Here is a 21,982-nt window from a genome sequence, read left to right as displayed (position 1 = left end):
GTGCGGGTGTCCCGCGAATCTCAGGAGTTACCGATGAATGATCAGACGCCGAGTCCGATTCAGCGGATCCGTTACATCTGCGGTGCGACCCTGCCGCCGTCCATGCGGCAGTGGGTGCTGGCGGATCTGACCGGCCCGGGTGCGGCACGCCGCTACCTGCTGCGTATCCTGGTACCGATCATCCCGGTGTTGTGCCTGTTTCTGTTGATCCCGGGTCCGCTGTGGATCGGCCTGTCGATGATGGCGCTGCTGTATCTGCCGCTGATCTACTTCACCGTCGCATTGATGTACGTCTACCGCCGTCACCGGCTGTTGCGGCACGGGCTCGATCCCGAACTCGTCGATACCGCCGAACGGCAGCGTGCGGCCGCCGAACGAGAGCGTTACGAACTGCGGCACGGACGCGGCTGAGCCCGCTCGCGGGCTACCGACGCGTAATCCGTGGCCGCCGAACCGATTCCGGCGCGCCTCGCCGGTGACGTTCCCGGCCGGACACGGTTGTCCGGGGTGTACTGTCATTGTGTCGGTGATCGATCGAGAGCCGCTGGGCGCGTGGGACGTTCGGCCGATTCGTCGGCCAGGGCACAGCGCCGATGGTGAATCCGTATCACCGCATGCAAGGGAAAGGGCATCCGTTATGAGTGAGCAGCCGAACCTTTTCAGCCACAGTCCGGTGCCGATCGAAACGCCGGCGCCCGCCGGTGGGGTCGCGCACCGTCCACTGTTCCGTAGCGCCGGCGCCTCGGCGGCCGGACCCGATGGCACGGAGACGCCGGTCGACGACATCGTCCGCTGACCGTGGAGCCCGGATGCTCGCTCGGACACGATCCGGCAACGGGCACCGGGCCTCGTTATCTCGGTACGGTCGCGCTGACCTGCGGTGATTCCGGTTGTTTCCGGGATTGATGCGAAAGGTTTATCTCCCGCGACCGAACCGTTAGCAAATTCTCGTCGAATCGAAGAATTGGGCGCGATGTTGGTGAATTCGAGGCCAACGACGGTTTTTCGTACTCCGGTACTGTCGGTTCAGCAATTGTTCGGCAACCAATGTTCGGCAATCGATTTGCCCAACGCGTGACCGGCTGACGAATCGGCTATCGACTCGGCGGGAATTTTCACGCCCAGGCGTCACTTGCCCGGAAACGGAGCCCGGCGTGAGCGCTGTGACTTTCGGTTTCCCGGGAATCCGGGAACAAACCCACCGGCTGTCCGCCGGTATCGACCAGGCGTATCGGCTGCGGACCGCGGTCGAGACGTCGGCGGCGTGTGTCAGCGCGGGCACCGCCGGACTGGCCATGATGTTGCCGATCAGCCGATCGGCGCTGCAACCGGGCTCGGCCCTGCAGGTCGATCTGCTGATCTTCAACATGCCGCTGGCCCTGACCGCCGGCGCACTCATCGCGGTGATCGCCGTCTCGGTGTCGGCCGCGATCGGCAGCACCCGTCTGGCCTGGTGCGCGGTGTTCTGCGCCACCACGGCGATGCTGGTCAACCACGTCCTGCTCGTGCGGTTGGAGACCCGGACGTTGTCGACGCTCAACTACGTCGACTCCGTGCTCGCCGGAGTGATACTCGGCTGTCTGGCGGCGGCGGTGTGGGAACGCCGTGCCCCAGCGGGCGGATTCCTGTTCGGTGCGCTCGCCTCGATTCTGGTCGGCGACCTCATCCAGGCTCCCGATGACACCGCCGCCGCACTCGGCGACGAGTGGTTGCGGGGCGCGCCGCCGGTGTGGCTGATCGTGGTGGCCGTGGTGCTCATGCTCATGACCGCGGTGCTGTTCCGGCAGGGGCCTCGGTCCGAACCGGACACGCTCTCGGTGGTCCCGCTGAAACCGGTGCTGGCCGCCGTGGTGATCGCGTCGGTGACCCTGGCCACCTCGGTGTGGCTGGCGCGCAGCGGCACGGTGACCGCGATTCTGGTCGGCGGGACGATTCTGCTGGCGGCCACGGCGGTGGCGGCGTTGCTGCTGCCCGGCCGCGACGGCCTGCTCGTGGCGGCCATGGTCGCCTTCGCGGCCGCGGGGTCGACGGTGCTGACCGTGCCGCGGCCCGGCTGGTCCACGATTCCGATCGTCGTCCTCGCCGGTGCGGGACTCTATGCGGGATGGCGGGTCCCGCGCCCGATGGTGGCGGTGCTGAGTTCGGTGCTGCTGGCCCTCGCTGCCGCACTGACCTCGGCATTCATTCACACACCGAGTGCGTGGCTCACCGTGACCGGCTGCTTGGCACTGTCGGTGATCGCGGGATACGCGCTGGGCAGCACGGTCGGGCCGCGTGCCACCGGCGCGGTCGTCGGCATCACCATCCTGTTCGTCCCCTCTGCCGGGGTGGCCCTGCAGGGGCGCGACGTCGGCCGGGTCGAATACTCGCAGACCTGGTACCGCAGCGCCGAGGTCGCGCACACGGCACTTCCCGGAGCCGTCGCGGCAGGGCTGGGGGTCGGCTGTGCGCTCATCGTGTTGCTGATCGTCCGGCTCCGGCCCGCGGACCGAACTGTGTGACACGTCGTCACGGCGGTGTGGTTAGGATGACCTTGCCCGCTGGGGAAGACCGGTGTGAGTCCGGGGCTGTCCCGCAACTGTGAGGGTCGTCTGCGACCCGAAGCCAGACACCCACGGGTGCAGTGACGAACGGTCATGATCACGTGGGTATTGATCGATGCCGAATGAGCCGCCGTGCCGTGGTTCGTTTTCGCATACCTCATCGCGTGGATCACCCGGAACGCGATGGGAGTGAAGCCGCAGATGTATTCGACTGCGCCGCGGGGCCCGAGCCGCCGCGCGTTTCTGCTCACCGGTGCGCTCGCCGCGGGCGGCATGATGCTCACCGCGTGCGGCCGCGACGCCGACTCCGACACCTTCACCGCCGCATTTCAGGGCTCCGGCGCCGCCGAGGGGATCGACCCGGGGGTGAACACGCTGTTCATCGACGAAGCCCGGATGAAGGCCGTCTACGACGGGCTGTTCGAGGTCGACGACACCATGACACCGGTGCCGCGGCTGGCTGTCTCCGCCGAGCCGAATGCCGACGGCACCCGCTGGCGGATCGCGCTGCGCGAGGCCCGCTGGCACGACGGATCGGCCTTCACCGCCGACGATGTGCTGTTCACCATCGCCCGGGTACTCGGCCCGCCACAACGCCGCCCCTTCATCGCGGCGACCACGCTCGACCAGGTCGACCTTCCGCAGTGCCGGGCGGTGGACGCGCGGACCGTGGAGATCGCCCTGAAACGGCCGTCGTTCGAATTCCTGACCGCGCTGTCGGCCTACGGCACCAAGATCGTGCGCAACGGCACCACCGATTTCACGCGGCCGGTCGGCACCGGCCCGTTCGCCTTCGAATCCTTCCAGGCGGGAAGGGAATTCACCGGCCGGGCCAATGAGCACTACTGGGACGGGGCGCCCGCGATGCGGCGGCTGCGGATCCTCGGCGCCGAGCCCGATGCCCGGCTGGCGGCGGTGCAGAGCGGTCAGATCGACTACGCCGACAATCTGACCCCGTCGGCGGCCCGCACGCTGACCGGCAGGCGGGGGGTCACTCTCGAGTCCACGCCAGACAGCGGGATCTACTTCTTCGCCATGAAGACCGATCGGCCGCCGTTCGACAATCCAGCGGTCCGGCGGGCGGTCATGCACATGACCGATCGCGCCGAACTGGTGCGGGTGGCACTCGAGGGGCAGGGTCAGGTCGGCAACGATGTCTTCGGCAAGGGGTACCGGTATTACGCCGACCTGCCACAGCACGAGTACGACCCCGACGAGGTGGGCCGGCTGTTACGCGGCGCGGGTATCCGTGATCTGAGTTTCGAGTTGTTCACCGCCCAGGTCGGTTACGGGTTCGTCGAGGCGGCCCGCCTTTTCGCCGAGCATGCCGCGGCCTGCGGGGTACATGTCGAGGTCGTGCTCGGGTCCAAGGACAGCTACTACACCGACGCGCTCGAGACCGGCCACCTCACCATGGGGCAATCCGGTCCGCTGGCCATCCCCAACCACTTCGCCTCCCGGCTGCTGACCGGTGCACCGCAGAACCGCACCAAGTTCTCCGATCCGGAATTCGATGCGCTGTATCTGCGGGCGCAAGCGACCCCCTCGGCCGATGCGCGGGCGGCGATCTATCGGACCATGCACGAAATACAATATGACAGAGGAGGTTTCGTGTTCTTCGGAAATGCCGACTGGAACAGTGCGGCCCGCGACAGCTACGCGAACGTGCCCGCCGCGGTGCCGAATTCGCATCGCTGGGCCCGCTTCGACACGGTGTCGGCGCGATGACCGCGGTGGATCTGTCGCCCGAGCGCGCCCGGTACTGGGTACAGCGCTGGGATCGCCAGCAGGAGCGCTACATGCCGGACCGGGAACAGCGCTTCGAGGTCCTCGGCGATATTCTCGACGAACTTCTCGAACGTCCCGATCCACTGATCGTCGATCTCGGAGTGGGCCCGGGCACCCTGTCGCAACGGCTGGCCGCGCGTTTCCCGCGGGCACGGATCGTCGGGGTGGACGCCGATCCGCTGCTGCTGGCACTGGCCGATCTGACGCTCGGCTCGGATCGCTTCCGCACCGTGAACACCGATCTGCGCGAGCCGGAATGGATCGCGGCGCTGGAATTGGACCGGGCGCCGGACGCCTTCGTGAGTACCACCGCGCTGCACTGGATGAATCGTGAACCGTTGCGTGCGCTGATCCGCGCGTGTGCCGGTGCGCTCGCCCCAGGTGGTGTGTTCGTCGACGGCGACCATCTCTACGAGGGGCCCGCCGGTCCGAAACTGGATGCACTGGGCCGGGCGCTGACCGCGCGGCGTGGGCAACGCCAGGGCACCGCCGCGGCCGAGGACTGGGCGGCATGGTGGGAAGCGGTCGAATCGGCGCCGGACCTGGACGGACTGGTTCGGTTGCGGGACGGGGGATTCGCCCACACCGTGCACGATCGGCCCACCGCGCACGATTATGTCGACTTCGCCCGCGATGCCGGATTCACCGAATCCGGCATCGTCTGGCAGTACGGCGACGATCGTGTCGTGGTCGCGATCCGCTGAGCGGGTATCGCCGGCGTGGGCGCGTGCCGTGCTGCGCCGGCTGGTGATCATCGCCGGTCAGCTGGTGGTACTGCTCGTCGTCGTTTTCGTCCTGTCCTTGCTGCTGCCCGGCGATGCCGCAGATGTCCAGAACAATGATGTGCTCGGCGCCGGACAGCGGGAGGCGGCCCGGCATCTGCTGGGCCTGGATGTCTCGCCGGTGCGGCGTTTCCTGGACTGGTCCGGTCATGCCCTGACCGGTGACCTGGGCACCTCCTATGCGAGCGGCGAGAGTGTGGCGTCGGTGATCGCGGAACCCTTCCTCGTGACCGGCCTGATGGCCGTGCTGGCGCTGGTGCTGTTGTTACCGGTGGCCACGGCCGCGGGCTTCGCCGCCGGCCTGCGTCCCGGCTCATGGATCGATCGGCTGATCACTTCGATCAGTGTGGGTATCGACTCGGTACCGGATTTCGTGCTGGCGATCCTGCTGGTGACCTTTGTGGCGGTCCGGCTGGAACTGCTTCCGGCGACATTCCTCGGCACCGACACCCACACCGTGTTCACCCGGCCCGAATATCTGGTGCTGCCACTGATCGTGATGGTGGTGCGGGTCGCCGCGCCGCTGGTCCGCCTGGTTCGCGCCGGTGTCGTCGAGGTGCGCGACCGGCCCTATGTCGAGCAGGCGCGCCGGCTCGGCGTCGGGCCGACGTCGTTGCTGCTGCGCCACATCGCGCCGAATGCGCTGGGCCCGGCGATCCAGGAGCTCGGCCGCACGGGTGACGGATTGCTCTCCGGGGTGCTGATCGTGGAGGCGGTGTTCGTGCTGCCGGGTATCGCGTCGGCACTGATCAACGCGATCGGCAATCGCGACGATCCGGTGATCCTGGCGATCGTCGCGATCACCGGACTGTGCGCGATCGTGATCAACCTGGTGATCGATCTGATCGGCGGCCGGCTGGCACCGCGCGCGGAGATGGCGCGATGACCTGGCTGCGCCGGTGGGCCGGGGTGGTCGCGGTCGTCGTTCCGTTGCTGTTCGCTGTCGCCGGGCCGCTGCTGGCGACCTCGGCGCCGGCCGAGCGCGCGGCCCCGTTCGGGCCGTCGTCCTGGTCACCGCTGGGCACCGACCGCTTCGGCCGCGATGTCCTGGCGGCGGCACTGACCGGCGGGCGGACCTTCCTGCTGGTCGCCGCGCTGACCGTACTCGGCGCCTATGCCGTGGGTTTCGTGATCGGAGTCGCCGCCGCGGCGGCACCGCGGCGCTGGCTCGAGGAACTGCTGATGCGGCCGATGGATGTGCTGCTGTGCCTGCCCTCGCTGCTGATCGTGATGGTGGCCGCCCTGCGCACCCGCGGTTCGGCGGTGGCGATCGCCTGCGCGATCGGGGTGGCACTGGTGGCGCCGATCGCCCGCTTCGTGCGGATGGCCGCGCGGGGTGTGGTGCACGGACCGGTGATGGACGCATTGCGGATGCAGGGCGAGGGTCGCACCTACCGGTACGGCGGTTATGCGGCACGCGAATTGGCCCGTCCGCTCGCGGCGGACATGGGCGTACGTTTCACCGCCGCGGTGTATTTCCTCGCCTCCGCGAACTTCCTCGGGCTCGGTTTCGACACCACCTCCACCGACTGGGCGGTCTCGGTGGCCGCCAACAAGGACGCACTCACGATCGCACCGTGGTCGGTGGTGCTCCCGGCGGGACTGATCGTGCTGCTGGTGGTCGGCATCAACCTCGTGTGTGACGAGTGGCTGGCCGACCCGGCCACCGTGGCGGCGCGCGCCGCGGCGCGCGGATCGGTGGTCCGGACATGACGGTGGAAGACGCTGTGGCAGAGCTTGTCTCGGTGCGCGGACTGCATGTTCGGGCCGGGAACACCGTGCTCGTCGACGAGGTGGACTTCGAGGTTCGGGCGGGGGAGGTGCTGACCCTGTTCGGGCCTTCCGGTGCCGGAAAGTCCACCATCGCGGCGGTGGTGGCCGGTGCCGCCCGGCCGGGGATCGAGGTGCGTGGCGAGATCCGTCGCGCCCACGGCCGGATCGGCTATCTGCCGCAGCACGCCGCGGCGACCCTGAATCCCGCACGGCGGATCGGCACGGCCCTGGGGGAATTCGCCGGCATCCACGCTCGGCGCAGCGGGATCCGCCCCGGCCGCGACCATCGCCGGCAACTGATCGTTCGTGCCCTCACCGGCGCGGCCTTCGATATCGACGAGACAACTCTCGATCGCACCCTGCGTCGCTTTCCGTTCGAATTCTCCGGCGGTGAACGCGCCCGGCTCGCGCTGGCGCAGGTGCTGGCCGGTGAGCCGGAGGTACTGATCGTCGATGAGCCCACCGTCGGCCTGGATCCACCCGCGCGGTCGATACTGCTGGACAGCCTGGATCGTTTGCGCCGCACCGGAACCGCGATCGTGCTGATCACCCACGACCGGGTTGCGGTGGACCGGCTCGGCGGCCGGGTGTTGCAGATCCGCGACGGGCGTGTGTATGCCGGGGACCCGGTTCCGGATGCCGGAGTACGGGTCCGGCGGCAGGCGCCGCCACCGGCGCCCGTCCTCGCGCGAATGTCCGACATCTCTGTGACGCTCGGGAATTCGCCGGTGTTGCGGGAGGTGAACCTGGAGATCGGCGCGGGTGAGTTGCTCGCGGTGGTCGGTGTTTCCGGTGCGGGCAAATCCACTCTGGCGCGGGTGCTCGCCGGTCTCGTCGCACCCGATCGCGGCGTGGTGCAGGTCGAACGGACACCGATGCCGGTGCTGCGCAGGCGCTCTCGTGCGCAGATCGCGGCGGTGCAGTACGTGTGGCAGGAGTCGGCGGGCTCGTTCGATCCGCGTCGGGCCGTGCTGGATCAGGTGGCCGCGACGGCCGTGCGGTTGCGCGGTGCGACGCGCGCGGCCGCCTGCGCGCAGGCCACGGCGATACTCGCCGAGCTGGGCATCGACGCCGATCAGGCCCGCCGCCTGCCGGCGGATCTGTCCGGCGGGCAGTTGCAGCGCGCGGCGTTGGCCCGGGCCCTCACCGCCCGGCCGCGGGTGCTGATCTGCGACGAGGTCGCCACGGCGCTGGATCACACACTGGCGCAACGAATTCTGGACCAGGTGAGCGAGCTGCGGCGCGACGGGACCGCGGTGATGTGGATAGGTCACGATGTGCGCGCGCTCGTGGGACGGGCCGACCGCCTGGCCGTGGTGGCCGACGGCCGGATCGCCGAACAGGGCGCCACCGGAGACCTGCTCGCGCGGCCCGCGACGGGCGCGCTGCGGCGACTGCTCGCCGCCGAGGGGCTCGACGCCGAATCGGACTCAGGCCCTGCGTAATTCGCTGACGACCCGGAAATCCACCCCGTCGGTGTCGGCCAGATAGACCGGCTGGGTGGTGTGCGCGCCGCGGATCTTCACCTCCCCGCGCGGGCCGTCGTAGCGCACGCGCGCGGCACGCCGTTCGATGTCGCGGACATCGAGGCTGCGCGCGGCTTCGGCCAGTGAGGCGAACAGCAGCAGACCCTCGTAACAGGATTCGCCGATATTGTTCAGCGCCGGTGCGAAGGGGCCGTACCGCGCGGTGTAGCGGCCGCCGAAATCCATCGCGGCGGCCGAGACGACGCTCTCGAAATATCCCGAGGCGGTGAACAGGCCCCGGGTGCTGTCGGGCCCGCCCGCGTACAGCACGTCCTCGCCGATCATCATGCTCAGGCGCAGGCGGTGCTCGTCGAGACCGGCGGCGGCGAAGGCGCGATTGAACGCCGCGCAGTCGGCGCCGACCAGGAACAGCAGCACGGCCTGTGCCGACGAGTCGCGGATGAGGTCGAGGGCGGGTCCGAATCGGCGTCCACCCAGCGGCACGTAGGTCTCGCCGACGATGTCGATACCGCACGCCGCGGCCGATTCGCGGGTGACCCGGGCCGTCTCGCGCGGCCACACGTAATCGTTGCCGACGACGGCCCAGCGCCGGATTCCGCGTTCGGATCGCAACCAGCGCAGCGCCGGGAACAGCTGGTGTTCCGGGGTCTCGCCGACCATGTACACCCCGTCGGAGTTCTCCCCGCCCTCGTAGAAGGTCGTGTAGACGTAAGGCACCCGGCCCGCGGTGCGCGGGGTCAGGACGCGGCGGGCGTTGGACAGATGCCAGCCGACCACACCGTCGATGGCCCCGGTGCCGATCATGTGGTCGATGCGCCGCGCCAGGTGTGGCAGTGGCGCGCCGGAATCGACCGTGTGCAGTCGCACCGGCCGGCCCAGAATTCCGCCCGCGCGGTTCACATCCTCGACCGCCAGCGCCGCACAGGCCTCACACGACGGGCCGAACAGGCCCGCCGGCCCGCTGCGCGGCACCACCAGCGCGATATCGACGGTCTCGCGTTCGCTGCGGGAGTGCGACAACCTCATCGGAACCTCCGCCGTCGGGAACACGCTCGTCCGAATAGTCGCTCGTCCAACTGCTCATGTTAACGAGACCTCGCGAATCCGCTGGTTCTCGTCCTCCCAGCGATGACGAAAGCCACATCGTTGCTATATACCCCCTATGGGTATATATTCGGCACCGTTGCCGGCACTCGGCGAAAGGACTGCGCATGGACCACGTCGATCACGCGACCGTGACACCCGAACGGATGGCACACACCGAGCCCCACGGCGAGCATGAGGGGCACGGCCGGCACGACATGTCGATGGCCGATATGGCCACCGACATGCGCAACCGGTTCCTGGTGGCGCTCGTGTTCTCGGTACTGGTCATGTTCTGGTCGCCGATGGCGACCGACATGTTCGGCCTCCACCTACCCGTGCCGTTCGGTATGCGGCCCGATGTCTGGACCCTGATCCTGAGCCTGCCGGTGATCGGCTACTCCGCCACGATCTTCTTCACCGGTGCCTGGCAGGCGCTGCGGGCCCGGACTCTGGACATGATGGTGCTGGTGGCGGTGGCCATCGGCGCCGGCTGGCTGTATTCGCTGGCGATCACGCTCAGCGGCGGCGGCGAGGTCTTCTATGAGGCCTCTACCATGCTGGCCACCTTCGTACTGCTCGGGCACTGGTTCGAGATGCGGGCCCGGGGCGGCGCCTCCGACGCCATCCGGACCCTGCTGGATCTGGCGCCGCCGCATGCGGTGGTGCTGCGCGACGGGCACGAGATCGAGATCCCGACCGCGCAGGTCGTCGTCGGCGATCTGCTGCTGGTGCGGCCGGGGGCCAAGATCCCGGTCGACGGCGTGGTCGAGGGCGGTGACAGCGAGGTCGACGAATCCATGGTCACCGGCGAGAGTCTGCCGGTGCGCAAGCGGCCCGGCTCCGCGGTGATCGGCGCGAGTATCAATACCGACGGCACCCTGCGGGTCCGGGCCGACAAGGTCGGCTCCGACACCGCGCTCGCCCAGATCGTGAAACTCGTTCGACAGGCGCAGAATTCGAAGGCACCGGGCCAGAAACTGGCCGACCGGGCGGCGTTCTGGCTGGTGCTGGTGGCGCTGCTCGGTGGTGTGGCGACCCTGCTGGGCTGGCTGCTGGCCGGTGCCGACTTCGCCACCGCCATGCTGTTCGCCATCACGGTCGTGGTCGTCACCTGCCCCGACGCACTCGGCCTGGCCACGCCGACCGCGATCATGGTCGGCACCGGATTGGGTGCGCGGCGTGGGGTGCTGTTCAAGAACGCCTTGGCGCTGGAGACCTCGGCCCGCGTCGACGCGGTGGTGATGGACAAGACCGGAACCCTGACCAAGGGCGAACCGGAGGTCGTCGAATTCGTGACGCCGGACGATGTGCCCGGGCTGCCGTCGCTGGTGGCGGCGGTGGAACGGGAATCGGAGCATCCACTGGCCCGGGCGATCGTGCGCTACGCCGAGGATCAGGGCGCCGCCGTCCCGCGGGCCGAGGAGTTCGAGAACGTCGCCGGCCATGGTGCGATCGCCACCGTCGAGGGACACCGCGTGATCGTCGGCAATCGGCGGCTGTTCGAGCGCGAGGGGATCGAGCTCGGCGCACTGGCCGCGGTCCGGGACCCGATCGCGGCGGGCGGGCGGACCGCGGTGCTGGTGGCGGTCGACGGGCGGGCGGTCGCGGTCGCCGGGATCGCCGACGCGCCCCGGGACACGGCCGCCGCCGCGGTGCGCGAACTGCACGAGCTGGGGGTGGAGGTCGTCATGCTCACCGGCGACAATCGCGCCACCGCCGACCGCATCGCCGCCGAACTGGGCATCGACACCGTGATCGCGGAGGTGCTGCCCGGGGACAAGGCCGCGACCATCGCCGAAATGCAGTCCGCCGGAAGAAAAGTCGCGATGGTCGGGGACGGTGTGAACGACGCACCGGCATTGGCGCAGGCCGATCTCGGCATCGCGATCGGGGCCGGAACCGATGTCGCCATCGATACCGCCGATGTGGTGCTGATGCGATCGGATCCGCTCGATGTGCCCACCGCCTTGCGCATCGGTCGCGGCACGCTACGCAAGATGCGTCAGAACCTCGCCTGGGCGGTGGGGTACAACACCGTCGCGTTGCCGATCGCCGCCGGGGTGCTGGTGCCCGCCGTCGGGTTCACCTTGCGTCCCGAGATCGCCGCGCTCACCATGTCGGGCTCGAGCATCATCGTCGCGGTGAACGCGTTGTCGCTCAAAAGGCTTCGGCTCCCGTAACGGTCCGGGCCGCGGTGCGCGGCACGATCGCCGAGATCTGCGCGCACAGCTGCCACGGGCGCTCGGTGTCGGTGGTGGCCTTGCCGCTGGTCAGCACCGCACCGGACAGGCCCCGGTCGAGATCGGCCCAGCCGTACTGGGTGGTGAGTCCGCTACGGCCGAAGTGGGATTCGGTGTGCGCACCGAATTTCGTACGGCGACCGCCCAATTCGAAGCCGGCCGCACTGACCCGTCCGGCGATGCCGGGGATGCGCGGGGCGGGCCGGATCGCGCGCCGCACCGAATCGGGGGACAGGATGCGCACACCGTCGAGTTCACCTTCACGGCAGAGTATTTCGTAGAACCGTGACAACTCGGTGGCGGTGGTGACGAGATTGCCGGAGGGCAGTTCCGCGGTCAGGAACTCGCGATTCGCGGATTCCGACACCGATGAACTCATCCCGCCGCCGAGGGCCTTACCGGCGACCACGGACCAGGCGCGCGACGGCCGCGGCCCGGTGCGCACACTCGGCGCCACCCGGTCCACGTCCTCGGGGCGGACACCGAAATTGGTCCACCGGAAGCCCAGCGGATCCAGGATCTGCTCGGCCAACTGGTCGCGGATCCGCTTCCCGGTCGCGCGCTGCACCAGTAGCCGTAGGATCAGACCGCTGGTCAGCGCGTGATACACGCGGAATCGGCCGGGAGCCCAACTGGGCCGCAACGCGATCAGCGCCTGGGTCGCGATCTGTTCGTCCACCACGGCGTCGAAGCCGCGGAAGCCCGCGGGCATGAACGGAACACCCGCGGAGTGGGTGAGGACATCGGCGATGGTGATACGGCCCTTACCGTGCGAAGCGAACTCCGGAATGTAATCGCACACACGGTCTTCCGGTGCGAAGGCGCCCTGTTCGATCAACATGTACACCACCGTCGCCGCCACGCCCTTGGCGGTGGAGAAGCCGCAGAACGGGGTGTCGACGGTGATCGGCTCGCGCTCGATCTCCGGTCCGTCGCCGGGAGCATTGCCCCGGGCGTGGCCGATGGCGCGGTTGAGCACGATCGAGCCGTGCCGGCGCAGGCAGATCTGGATCGCCGGGGTGGTGCCCAGGCGGTACCAGCGCCGCACCGACGCCCAGACCACCTCGACCTCGCCTCGGGTCAGTCCCACGGCCGCGGGATCGTCCTCCGGGCCGATCGCGGTGACGGTGTCCAGGTCGGCGGGAATGTTCACCAGCGGGATACTCACGGCGCCAGCATAGTGATCCGGGCGATCGGCGCAGGTCAGCGCGGCCTCACAGACCCGGGCCGGTGGTCTCCGGCACGGCTGTGCGCCATCCGACGCTGGTCACCGACGGTTCCAGGCTCAGCCGGCTGACCGCCGATTCCATCTGCCGGTCGTCGCGCTGATCACCGGCCAGATCCGCGCTCACCTCCACCTTGCCCGACTTCCCGGCGTTGGCGCTGGCCACCGAGAGCAGCCGGAAGTCGGTGCGTGTCAACGCCTGTACGAGCAGTGCCCGCACGTGCGCCTCGTTCTCGTCGTCGGTGACGGCGGAGAAGGTGTAGTGCGCGGGCTGTTCGTTGCCGGATTCGGGCTGGCGGTCCACCGCCCGCCCGGCCGCGCGCAGGGCGATATTGACGATCACCACGGCGACCGTTCCCGCCGCGGCGGTGACATACATGCCCGCGCCGGACAGCGAGCCGACCGCCGCCGCGCACCACAGCGTCGCCGCGGTGTTGAGACCGCGCACGTTCAGCCCGTCGCGGATGATCACACCGGCACCGAGAAAACCGATACCGGAGACGATCTGCGCGGCCACCCGGGTCGGGTCGGCGGCGCCGCCGTGGAATCCGTGCGCGGACAGCAGGACGAACAGCGCGGCACCCGCGGAGACCAGTGCATTGGTCCGTAATCCGGCCATCCGGGCCCGATACTGGCGTTCGAAACCGATCAATGCACCGAGGCCGACACCGGTTCCCAGGCGCAGCAGCATTTCCCAAGTCGACATGGAAACATACCTTCAGTCGAGGCGAGACTCGTGCGCGCAGGCTACCGCCACGAACGGGGGTGCGGCAGGATGCGGGAGTGGTCGCCGAGTGAATTGTTGGCAAAACGGTGACTGTCACTGTCGTCCGGCATCGTCGACCACCTCCTTCCGAGGCATATCTGCTGTTCCGGAGCGCTGCGGCGACTCCGGTCACGTCATCGGGCCCGGCGCTCCCGGTGAGCGCCCGCCATCGCCGCGGGAAATATCCGCGCCGGATCGCCAGTAAACACCCGGCGCGTACCGTCGGCAACCCGGATTCCGTGAGGACGGGATCCGAACCCGTACTCGGTGCGGAGACGAGGCGGCGCCGGGGGAGGATCCGGTGACCGGTTGTCCGCTGCTCAGGTGATGTCGACGATCGGCAACCGCAGGGCGGCCGGTGCTCCCGCGGGGACCACCGGTGTCGCGGGCGGGATCGGCGCGAGGCGCCGGTAGGGCGCGCCCAGCGCGGGACGCTGATCGGTCTCACCCTTGTTGGGCCACAGCGACAAGGCCCGTTCGGCCTGCGCCGTGATGGTCAGCGACGGATTCACCCCGAGATTGGCCGAGATCGCCGAGCCGTCGACGATGTGCAGGCCGGGGTGGCCGTACATGCGGTGGTAGGCGTCGACGACGCCGGTGTCCGCCGAATCGCCGATCACGCAGCCACCGATGAAATGCCCGGTCATGGGAATGCCGAACAGGGCGGTGATGCCGGCGGTCGGAATGCCGTCGATCTTGTCGGCCACCCGGCGGGCCACCTCGTGCCCGGCGGGGATGGAGGTCGGATTCGGTTGCCCCTCACCCTGTCTGGTGGTCATCCGGCGCCCGAACAGCCCGCGCTTGGTGTAGCTGGTCAGCGAATTGTCCACCGACTGCATGACCAGCAGCCCGATCATCCGCTCCGACCAGTGCCGCGGATTGTGCACCCGGGGCAGATCGCGCCGCTGCCGCCAGTTCGCGCGCGCCCACAGCCGCCCGCGTGAGGTGCGGCCGTCCTCGTCGTACATCACCGTCGTCATCAGCGACAGCACATTGCTGCCCTTGCCGTATCGCACCGGCTCGATATGGGTGTCGGAATCGGGATGGATGGAGGAGGTGATGGCCACCCCCTTGGTGAAATCGGTATCCGCACCGCGGCTCCGGATCGACAGCAGCTCTTCGGAATTGGTGCGCGACAGATATCCCAGCCGGCCCGACACCCGGGGCAGCGAGCCCCGATCGCGCAGCCGGTGCAGCAGCCGCTGGGTGCCCAGCGCCGCCGCGGCGAAGATCACCTGTTCGGCGGTGAAACTGCGGCGGGCCTTGCGGATCCAGCGCCCGGTGCGCACCGTCTCGACGCGGTAACCGCCTTCGGGCAGCGGTCTCACATCGACCACCGTGCTGTACGGATGTACTGTGGCACCGGCCTTTTCGGCGAGGTGTAGATAGTTCTTGACCAGAGTGTTCTTGGCGTTGTGCCGGCAACCGGTCATACATTCGCCGCAGTGCGTGCAGGTGCGGCGCTCGGGTCCCACCCCGCCGAAATACGGATCGGGCACTTCCTGCCCGGGCCGGGTCCCCTTGCCGCCGAACAGGACTCCGACCGGTGTGGTCCGGAACGAGTCCCCGACGCCCAGTTCCTCGGCCACCTCGCGCAGCACCCGGTCCGAGGCGGTGATCGCCGGATTCGTGGCCACCCCGAGCATGCGCTTGGCCTGGTCGTAGTGCGGTGCGAGTTCGGCGCCCCAGTCGGTGATGTGCGCCCACTGCGGATCGTCGAAGAATTTGGCGGGAGGTTCGTACAGGGTGTTGGCATACACCAGTGAGCCGCCGCCGACGCCGGAGCCGCTCATGATGAAGGTGTCCTGGAGCAGGGTCAGACGCTGGATGCCGAAGCAGCCCAGGGCCGGTGCCCACAGGAACTGCCGGGCCCGCCACGAGGTCTTGGGGAATTCGTCGTCGGCGAAGCGGCGCCCGGCCTCCATCACTGCGACCCGGTAGCCCTTCTCGGTCAGGCGCAGCGCACTGACACTGCCACCGAAACCCGATCCGATGACCATCACGTCGTAGTCGAACCCCATCGTTCGCGCCTTTCGTCGTCCCGTCCTCGGGTTGTACCGTATGCGCGGACCAGCGGCGAGCCGAAGAGAGTGGCGGCCAGGAATCAATAGTTGCGGTCACGCCGGTAGGCGGCCGGTGTGGTTCCGGTCCAGCGTTTGAACGCGTGGATGAACGGCGTGGCCTCCGCATAACCCAGCCGGATCGCGATGTCGTCGATGGTCAGCGGGGTTCCCGACAGCATCTCCTGGGCCAGTGCCCGGCGCACCTCGTCCAGCAGTGCTCGGTAGCTGGTGCCCGCCTCCGTCAGCCGCCGGCGCAGGGTCCGCACACTCATGTTCAGATCGCGGGCCACCGATTCGATCGGTGGCGGGGTGGTGATACCGGTCGCGCCGCTGCCCGGCAGCAGTCGTTCGCGCACCTCCGCGGCGATACCGGTGCGGGCACTGCGACGCTGCACCAAATCCCGGCACTGGGCGATGCACACCGCCCACGTCTGCCGATTGGCCTGTGGCAGTGGCTGGGCCAGAATCTCGGGCGGGACGGTGAACATGGTGTGCGGTCTGCTGAAGCTGGGCCGCGCACCCAGGGCCGCTTCCAGCCTGTCCGCGTAGGCGGGTTCGTCGTATCCGAATTCCATTCGAGCGAAGGAGAATTCGCGCCCCAGCAGATCGCCCATCACCCGGTGCATGGCGACGATGTCCCGCTCGACGAGAAATCGCTGCACATCGGGCGGAATGAGTTCGTGGTGGATCCAGGCGATCACATCGTCGCGGCGATATTCCACAATCGGTGTGCAGAAGGCGAATCCGAGCCGGTAGTAGCGGATGGCGAGCGAGATCGCCTCGCGCAGTGTGGGGCTGGTGACGCACGCGAAACCGAAGATGCCGAAGGTGCTCAGCCGGTAGCGCCGGCCGACCTCGACTCCGAGTGCCGGGATCGTATCCAGTTCGGTCACCAGATTGCGTGCCACCGCCAATTCGGCCTCGGCCGGGATCTGTGCGGCGGGGTCGGCGAGGGCGCCCGCACCGATACCCGATCCGGCCAGTAACCGCCCCGGCGGCACCCCGTGTTCGGCAGCGAACTCCGTCATCACCGCGACACTGGCGATACCTCGCGGGAAGTTCCAGGTGCGGACCTCGGGTGCCTCGACGGTGTTCATCCCACCATTATGGCCGAAATTATTGATGCTCCTGGGACCCGCGTACCCGGCGGTCGTAGGAAGCCCGCGCGGTGGTGTCGACCTCGTCGGTGAAGATGCGGTGCACACCCATCCGGCGAGCGGCGAATTCCCCGAATGCCCGCGGCGTGAGTTTGTTGAAAGCCATCGCCACCCCGGCCAGCCGGGTGACCGTGACCCGTCGCCGCGGCCGCGCGATCAACCGGGCCACCGCGCGTGCCACATCTTCCGGTTCGGCCAGCAATCCCATCGGTGCCTTGGTCCCGGCGATCAGTTCGGTCCGGGTGAAGGTCGGTAGCACCGCCGAGAAATGCACGCCGGTACCGCGGTATTCCAGGCGCATGGTCTCGGTGAAACCGAGAACGGCCTGTTTGCTGGCGCAATAGGTCGCCATTCCGGGGGTGGGATTCTCCCCGGCCAGCGACGCGATGTTCACGATGTGGCCGGCGCCGCGTTCGAGCATCCGGGGCAATGCGGTCTTGGTGCCGTGCATGACCCCCAGCACGTTGACCTCGAGGATTCGGCGGGTGATGTCATCGGATTCGGCGGTGAAGCGGCCGACCGGCATGATGCCGGCATTGTTGATCAGCACGTCGACGGTGCCGGCCTGTTCGGTGACCGTGGCCAGGAAGTCCGCGAACGACCTCGGATCGGTGACGTCGAGCGGTACCGCGGCGGCGGCGCCGAGCCGAGCACCCGCCTCGCGCACGGCGTCGGCGTCGATATCACCGAGGGCGACCCGGGCGCCGTCGCGTTGCAACTGCTCGGCGATCGAGTAACCGATTCCCCGGGCGCCGCCGGTGATCGCGACGACCTTGCCCGACAGGGACTTCACGCGTGCTGCCGGCGGCGGTACCGGACGGTGCACGGCTGCTGCAACTGCACCACCATCTTGGAGTGGTCGTTGCGGTAGCTGTCCGACGGCTGCGCCATCTCGAATTCCCAGTCCCGCAGCAGAATCGAGAAGATGGCCTTGAGTTGCATGAGGGCAAAGGCCGCGCCGACGCAGCGGTGCCGGCCGGCGCCGAACGGAATCCAGGTCCAGCGGTTGATCAGATCGGCCTGATTCGGATCGATGTAGCGGCCCGGATCGAAGCGGTCCGGCTCGGGGAAGTCCTCGGCGATCCGGTTGGAGATGGCCGGGGTGGCCGCGACCATGTCGCCGGGCTCGATCTTGTTGCCGCACACCTCGAATTCACCCTGCGCGATCCGCATCAGGATGATCAGCGGCGGATGCAGCCGCAGCGTCTCCTTCAAGGTCGCCTCCAGCTGCGGAATCTGGCGCAGCGCATGGAAGCTGACATCCTGCCCGTCGGCGTAGAGCTCGTCGAGCTCACCCACGACATCGGCCAGGATCTCGGGATTGCGCAGCAGTTCGATGACCGCCCAGGACGCGGTGCCGGAGGTGGTGTGGTGCCCGGCGAACATCATCGAGATGAAGATGCCGGTGATCTCACTGGCCGAGAACCGTAGCTCGCCCTGTTCGTCGCGGATCGAGACCAGGACGTCGAGCATGTCGCGATCCTCTTTGCCCTGCGGCGGATTCGCGATGCGACCGTCCATGATGCCCTGCACCAGCTCGACCAGCTGGGCGCGGGCCTCGTCCCGGATCCGGAAGCTCTCGATCGGCGCGTAGGGGTCGACGTAGCACAGCGCGTCGGTGCCGCGCTCGAGTTCGTGGTAGAGGTGGGCGAACCGGTCGTCGAGCTCCTCGCGGAACTTCTTGCCGATGAGGCAGGACGAGGAGGTGTAGATGGTCAGCTCGGCGAAAAACTCGAGCAGATCGATCTCGCCCTCGTCGTCCCAGCGCTCGACGATCCGATACACCTCGCGGGCAATGGTTTCCGCGTGCCCGCGCATGTGCTCACCGCGCAGCGCCTGGTTGTGCAGCATCTCCTTGCGGCGCTCGGGGCTGGCGTCGAACACCACACCGTCACCGAAGATCGGCTTCATGAACGGGTAGGCGCTGCCCTGGTCGAGATCCTCGTCGGCGGACCGGAAGAAGAATTCGTTCGCTTCGGAGCCCGACAGCAGGATGACGTCCTTGTCGGCCAGACGGAACGAGCCGACATCGCCGCACTCGGTGCGTACCCGCCGCATCAGCGCGATCGGATCGGTGCGGAACTCTTCGAGGTGGCCGTGCTCGTGCTCGCCCCCGGAGACCTGCCGCGGCTTGACCAACGTCATGAGAAATCCTTCCGCAATCCCGGATCCATCTGCGATGGACACGTGTCTGGACGCTACTACGGAAGGGTGGGTGAGGCAAGGTGCGGCGACGGTTCGTACGGGGTGCCGGTGCGGCCGGAACGGCCCGGTTTCAGTGCGGGATCGGCGCGGACCGCACTGTGCTGAGCTGCCGGATGACGGCGGCGGCGTGATTGTCGAAGCGTTCGCGGTCGATCTCGATCTCGCCGATCAGATACGGGCGATAGCAATAGGCGAGAGCCCCGAATATCGCCATCGCGTTCAGGGTGGCGTCGAGTTCGTCCGGGGTGGGGTTCTCGGTGTCGTCGGCGGCCAGGACCGCGGCGATCGGCCCGGTGATCATCGCGACCAGTTCGTTGCCGCGTCGGGTCAGTGCCGGAGTGGCCAGTGATTCCACGAACAGGATGCGGCCGCGGCGCGGGTCCTCGGTGAGGAAATCGGTGAACGCGCGCACCACATGGCCGAAGAGCAGATCCCGGTCATCGGGGGCGTCCGCCAGCGCCGCGAGCAGGCGATCCCGGCACTGCTGGACGGTGTTCTCGAGGACGGTGGTCATCAGATCGTCGAGATTGGCGAAACTTTCGTAAAAATAACGTTCGGTGAGTCCCGCTTGTCGGCATACTCCGCGCATCGAGGTGTCGGCCGCGCCGGCGTCGGCCATGAGCTCGAAGCAGGCCTGCGTCAACTGCTTCCGGCGGGTGGCGATGCGGTCGGCCGGTTCGCGTCCGCGCCACGGTCGGCTGCCCGTCTTCGGGGGATGCGGCGAATCGGCCATGGTCGCGATGGTACCGGGGCCGGAAAATATCACGATTTTTGACATCGGCCGTTGTTGACATCTGTTGATGTCAACAATAGTGTCGAGACATCGCTTCGATGAGATGCAAGGACGCACCAATGAACACCTCGGTCTACGACGACCAAGCCCACGCGATCAGGGCGCGCGATGTGCGGTTCGACTTCGGCTCGGTCCCGATGCATTACATCCCGGGCGAAGTCATGGCCACCCACATCATCAACGTGATGCACCTGGTGCTCCCGGAAGGTGAGCGGGCCATGGCGGCCGCCCTGGCCGAGGCGCTGCCCTATATCGACGATGCCCGCCTGCGCGAAGAGGTGCAGGGGTTCATCGGCCAGGAGAACCAGCACGCGACCTCGCACGCGCAGGCCCGCAGCCACCTGGAGGCCATCGGCCTGGACGTGGGGCCGATGGTCGAGTCGGTGGGCTGGCTGGTCGATCGGATACTCGGCGATCACGGCCTGGTCGGCCGCGCGAAATACGAATGGCTGTGCGAGCGGCTGGGATTGTTCGCCGGAATGGAGCACTACACCGCCGTCATCGGCGAATGGCTGCTCACCAACGATGTGCTCGAGGCCAAGGACATGCATCCGGCGATGCTGGATCTGATCCGCTGGCACGGCGCCGAGGAGGTCGAGCACCGCAGTGTGGTCTACGACGCCTACATGCACGTCGACGGCGGATATCTGCGCAAGGCCCGCACCGCCGTGGTCGCGAGTTCATCGCTGCTGGTGCTGTTCGTGACCGCGGGCGGTTATCTGTTCGCCAAGGATCCCGAACCCGCCAAGGGACGATTCTGGCCGATGCAGCTGCTCAGTGCCTCCGCGCGCGGCGTCGTCCCGAAGATGTCGACCTTCCTCACCGAGATCCCGCGCTATCTGCGCCCCGGATTCCATCCCTCCCAGCTCGGGAGCATGGACAACGCACTGCGCTACCTCGCTCAGTCCCCGGCCGCGCGGGCGGGCGAGAAGTGAGTTCGACCGCGGTGGAGCCGGCCGGGATCCGGTCGGCATACGAGCCGTCACTGCCGATCCGCGCACTCGGGGCGGTATTCGACATCTACAAGCGCACCGTCACCGCCGAAGCGGCCAACAGCGTGCTGACCGGTCCGAATCCGGTGCGGCGCAGTGGGTTCGAACGGGAGATGATCGTCGCCGACCGTCAGGTGCAGGCCGGTGACGTGGTGGTGCTGACCCTGGTCGCGCCCTATCGGCGGCCGCTGCCGAGCTGGATTCCCGGTGCGCACATCGATCTGGTGCTGCCCTCGGGCCGGCAACGGCAATACTCGCTCAACGGCGATCCGGCCGATCGCGGCAGTTATCGCATCGCGGTGCGGCATCTGCCCGGCGGTGCCGGCGGTTCCGACGAGATCCACCGCACCGCGGCGGTCGGGGACCGGCTGCGGGTACGTGGGCCGCGCAATGCCTTTCCCTATATCCGCGCGCCGCACTACGTGTTCGTCGCCGGCGGTATCGGCATCACGCCGCTGCTGCCGATGGTCGCGGACGCGCAACGCCGCGGAATCGATTGGCGGCTGATCTATCTGGGCCGCAGTCGCGACAGCATGCCCTTCCTGGACGAGCTGTCGGCCCGGCGCGGTGGCCGCCTCGACATCCTGCCCGACGACGAATTCGGTGTGGCCGACATCGGTGAGCTGCTGTCCGATGTCGAGCACGGTGCCGCCGTCTATGTCTGCGGGCCGCCGCCGCTGATGGCCGCCGCCCACGACACCCGGGCCGCCGCGGACCCGACCGTCTCCCTGCACACCGAGCGGTTCTCACCGCCGCCCGTCCAGCACGGCCGGCCGTTCCGGATCGAATTGCGGCGCAGCGGCCTCGGTGTCGACGTCGCCGCCGGTGAATCGGCGCTCGCCGCCATCGGCCGGGTGCTGCCGGACGCGCCGTACTCGTGCCGGCAGGGCTTCTGCGGCACCTGCGCGGTGACCGTGCGCGCCGGCGAGGTCGACCACCGGGATCGGCGCCTGACCGACGTCGAACGCGAAACCACCATGCTCACCTGCGTATCGCGCGCGGCGGGCGAGATTATCGAACTCGATTTGTGAGCGCCCGGTGCCGCGTGCACCGCGCTTCGGGCAGTGCTGCCCGCACCGAAA

Annotated in this window: 19 protein-coding genes and 1 riboswitch; of the genes, 11 read left to right on the top strand and 8 right to left on the bottom strand. The window is 68.3% G+C overall.

What is annotated here, in order from left to right:
- Positions 1 to 33: 33 nt before the first annotated feature.
- The 8 genes from AB0L57_RS15925 to AB0L57_RS15890 all read left to right on the top strand — a co-directional run bounded on the left by AB0L57_RS15925 (position 34) and on the right by AB0L57_RS15890 (position 8,331).
- A complete protein-coding gene (locus AB0L57_RS15925; protein WP_364961951.1) occupies positions 34 to 411 on the top strand; it encodes a DUF5313 family protein in 378 nt (125 codons plus the stop codon).
- 226 nt (positions 412 to 637) lie between these two features.
- Positions 638 to 796 carry a hypothetical protein gene (locus AB0L57_RS15920; protein ID WP_364961948.1) on the top strand — a complete coding sequence of 53 codons (159 nt, stop codon included), beginning with the start codon at positions 638 to 640 and terminating at the stop codon, positions 794 to 796.
- 358 nt (positions 797 to 1,154) lie between these two features.
- The gene (locus tag AB0L57_RS15915; protein ID WP_364961946.1) at positions 1,155 to 2,501 is read left to right on the top strand and encodes a hypothetical protein; all 1,347 of its coding nucleotides are present in this window, start codon (positions 1,155 to 1,157) and stop codon (positions 2,499 to 2,501) included.
- Positions 2,502 to 2,542: 41 nt separating this feature from the next.
- A riboswitch (cobalamin riboswitch) is annotated at positions 2,543 to 2,614 on the top strand.
- A 61-nt stretch (positions 2,615 to 2,675) separates the two neighbouring features.
- The gene (locus AB0L57_RS15910; protein WP_364961943.1) at positions 2,676 to 4,271 is read left to right on the top strand and encodes an ABC transporter substrate-binding protein; all 1,596 of its coding nucleotides are present in this window, start codon (positions 2,676 to 2,678) and stop codon (positions 4,269 to 4,271) included.
- Positions 4,268 to 5,035: a class I SAM-dependent methyltransferase gene (locus AB0L57_RS15905; protein ID WP_364961941.1), complete on the top strand. Its 768-nt coding sequence runs from the start codon at positions 4,268 to 4,270 to the stop codon at positions 5,033 to 5,035. Before AB0L57_RS15910 ends, AB0L57_RS15905 begins: the two co-directional genes overlap by 4 nt.
- Complete coding sequence (locus AB0L57_RS15900; protein ID WP_364961938.1) at positions 5,013 to 5,999, top strand: ABC transporter permease; 987 nt, start codon at positions 5,013 to 5,015, stop codon at positions 5,997 to 5,999. Before AB0L57_RS15905 ends, AB0L57_RS15900 begins: the two co-directional genes overlap by 23 nt.
- Positions 5,996 to 6,826, top strand: coding sequence for an ABC transporter permease subunit (locus tag AB0L57_RS15895; protein ID WP_364961936.1), 831 nt, complete (start codon positions 5,996 to 5,998; stop codon positions 6,824 to 6,826). The genes AB0L57_RS15900 and AB0L57_RS15895 overlap by 4 nt, the downstream gene beginning before the upstream one ends.
- Before the next feature lie 14 nt (positions 6,827 to 6,840).
- The gene (locus AB0L57_RS15890) at positions 6,841 to 8,331 is read left to right on the top strand and encodes an ATP-binding cassette domain-containing protein (protein WP_364961933.1); all 1,491 of its coding nucleotides are present in this window, start codon (positions 6,841 to 6,843) and stop codon (positions 8,329 to 8,331) included.
- On the opposite strand, the gene AB0L57_RS15885 is transcribed toward AB0L57_RS15890, so the two are convergent.
- Complete coding sequence (locus AB0L57_RS15885; protein WP_364961931.1) at positions 8,317 to 9,399, bottom strand: substrate-binding domain-containing protein; 1,083 nt, start codon at positions 9,397 to 9,399, stop codon at positions 8,317 to 8,319. The genes AB0L57_RS15890 and AB0L57_RS15885 overlap by 15 nt on opposite strands.
- A 224-nt stretch (positions 9,400 to 9,623) precedes the next feature.
- Here AB0L57_RS15885 and AB0L57_RS15880 point away from each other — a divergent pair, with 224 nt between their 5' ends.
- Positions 9,624 to 11,639 (top strand): copper-translocating P-type ATPase, encoded by a 2,016-nt coding sequence (locus tag AB0L57_RS15880; protein ID WP_364962432.1) that lies wholly within the window; start codon positions 9,624 to 9,626, stop codon positions 11,637 to 11,639.
- On the opposite strand, the gene AB0L57_RS15875 is transcribed toward AB0L57_RS15880, so the two are convergent.
- From AB0L57_RS15875 to AB0L57_RS15845, 7 genes are all read right to left on the bottom strand, one after another.
- Positions 11,617 to 12,867 (bottom strand): serine hydrolase domain-containing protein, encoded by a 1,251-nt coding sequence (locus AB0L57_RS15875; protein ID WP_364961928.1) that lies wholly within the window; start codon positions 12,865 to 12,867, stop codon positions 11,617 to 11,619. The two genes, AB0L57_RS15880 and AB0L57_RS15875, sit on opposite strands and share 23 nt — an antisense overlap.
- A gap of 46 nt (positions 12,868 to 12,913) precedes the next feature.
- Positions 12,914 to 13,630, bottom strand: coding sequence for an MgtC/SapB family protein (locus AB0L57_RS15870; protein WP_364961926.1), 717 nt, complete (start codon positions 13,628 to 13,630; stop codon positions 12,914 to 12,916).
- 380 nt (positions 13,631 to 14,010) lie between these two features.
- Positions 14,011 to 15,711, bottom strand: a complete 1,701-nt coding sequence (locus AB0L57_RS15865; RefSeq protein ID WP_364961924.1) for a GMC family oxidoreductase — start codon at positions 15,709 to 15,711, stop codon at positions 14,011 to 14,013.
- A gap of 83 nt (positions 15,712 to 15,794) precedes the next feature.
- On the bottom strand, positions 15,795 to 16,850 hold the full coding sequence (locus AB0L57_RS15860) for an AraC family transcriptional regulator (RefSeq protein ID WP_364961922.1): 1,056 nt from the start codon (positions 16,848 to 16,850) through the stop codon (positions 15,795 to 15,797).
- A 19-nt stretch (positions 16,851 to 16,869) separates the two neighbouring features.
- Complete coding sequence (locus AB0L57_RS15855; protein WP_364961920.1) at positions 16,870 to 17,703, bottom strand: SDR family oxidoreductase; 834 nt, start codon at positions 17,701 to 17,703, stop codon at positions 16,870 to 16,872.
- The gene (locus AB0L57_RS15850) at positions 17,700 to 19,055 is read right to left on the bottom strand and encodes a cytochrome P450 (protein WP_364961917.1); all 1,356 of its coding nucleotides are present in this window, start codon (positions 19,053 to 19,055) and stop codon (positions 17,700 to 17,702) included. The genes AB0L57_RS15855 and AB0L57_RS15850 overlap by 4 nt, the downstream gene beginning before the upstream one ends.
- Before the next feature lie 130 nt (positions 19,056 to 19,185).
- Complete coding sequence (locus AB0L57_RS15845; protein ID WP_364961915.1) at positions 19,186 to 19,848, bottom strand: TetR/AcrR family transcriptional regulator; 663 nt, start codon at positions 19,846 to 19,848, stop codon at positions 19,186 to 19,188.
- A 119-nt stretch (positions 19,849 to 19,967) separates the two neighbouring features.
- On the opposite strand from AB0L57_RS15845, the gene AB0L57_RS15840 reads away from it, so the two are divergent.
- Positions 19,968 to 20,843 (top strand): metal-dependent hydrolase, encoded by an 876-nt coding sequence (locus AB0L57_RS15840; protein WP_364961913.1) that lies wholly within the window; start codon positions 19,968 to 19,970, stop codon positions 20,841 to 20,843.
- Complete coding sequence (locus AB0L57_RS15835; protein WP_364961911.1) at positions 20,840 to 21,931, top strand: PDR/VanB family oxidoreductase; 1,092 nt, start codon at positions 20,840 to 20,842, stop codon at positions 21,929 to 21,931. The genes AB0L57_RS15840 and AB0L57_RS15835 overlap by 4 nt, the downstream gene beginning before the upstream one ends.
- The last annotated feature ends 51 nt before the right edge of the window (positions 21,932 to 21,982 follow it).

The sequence above is a fragment of the Nocardia sp. NPDC052254 genome (genome assembly GCF_040679495.1).
GTDB lineage: Bacteria > Actinomycetota > Actinomycetes > Mycobacteriales > Mycobacteriaceae > Nocardia.
Note: the sequence above shows the minus strand (reverse complement) of the source record. Positions and strands in the feature narration are given on the sequence as shown.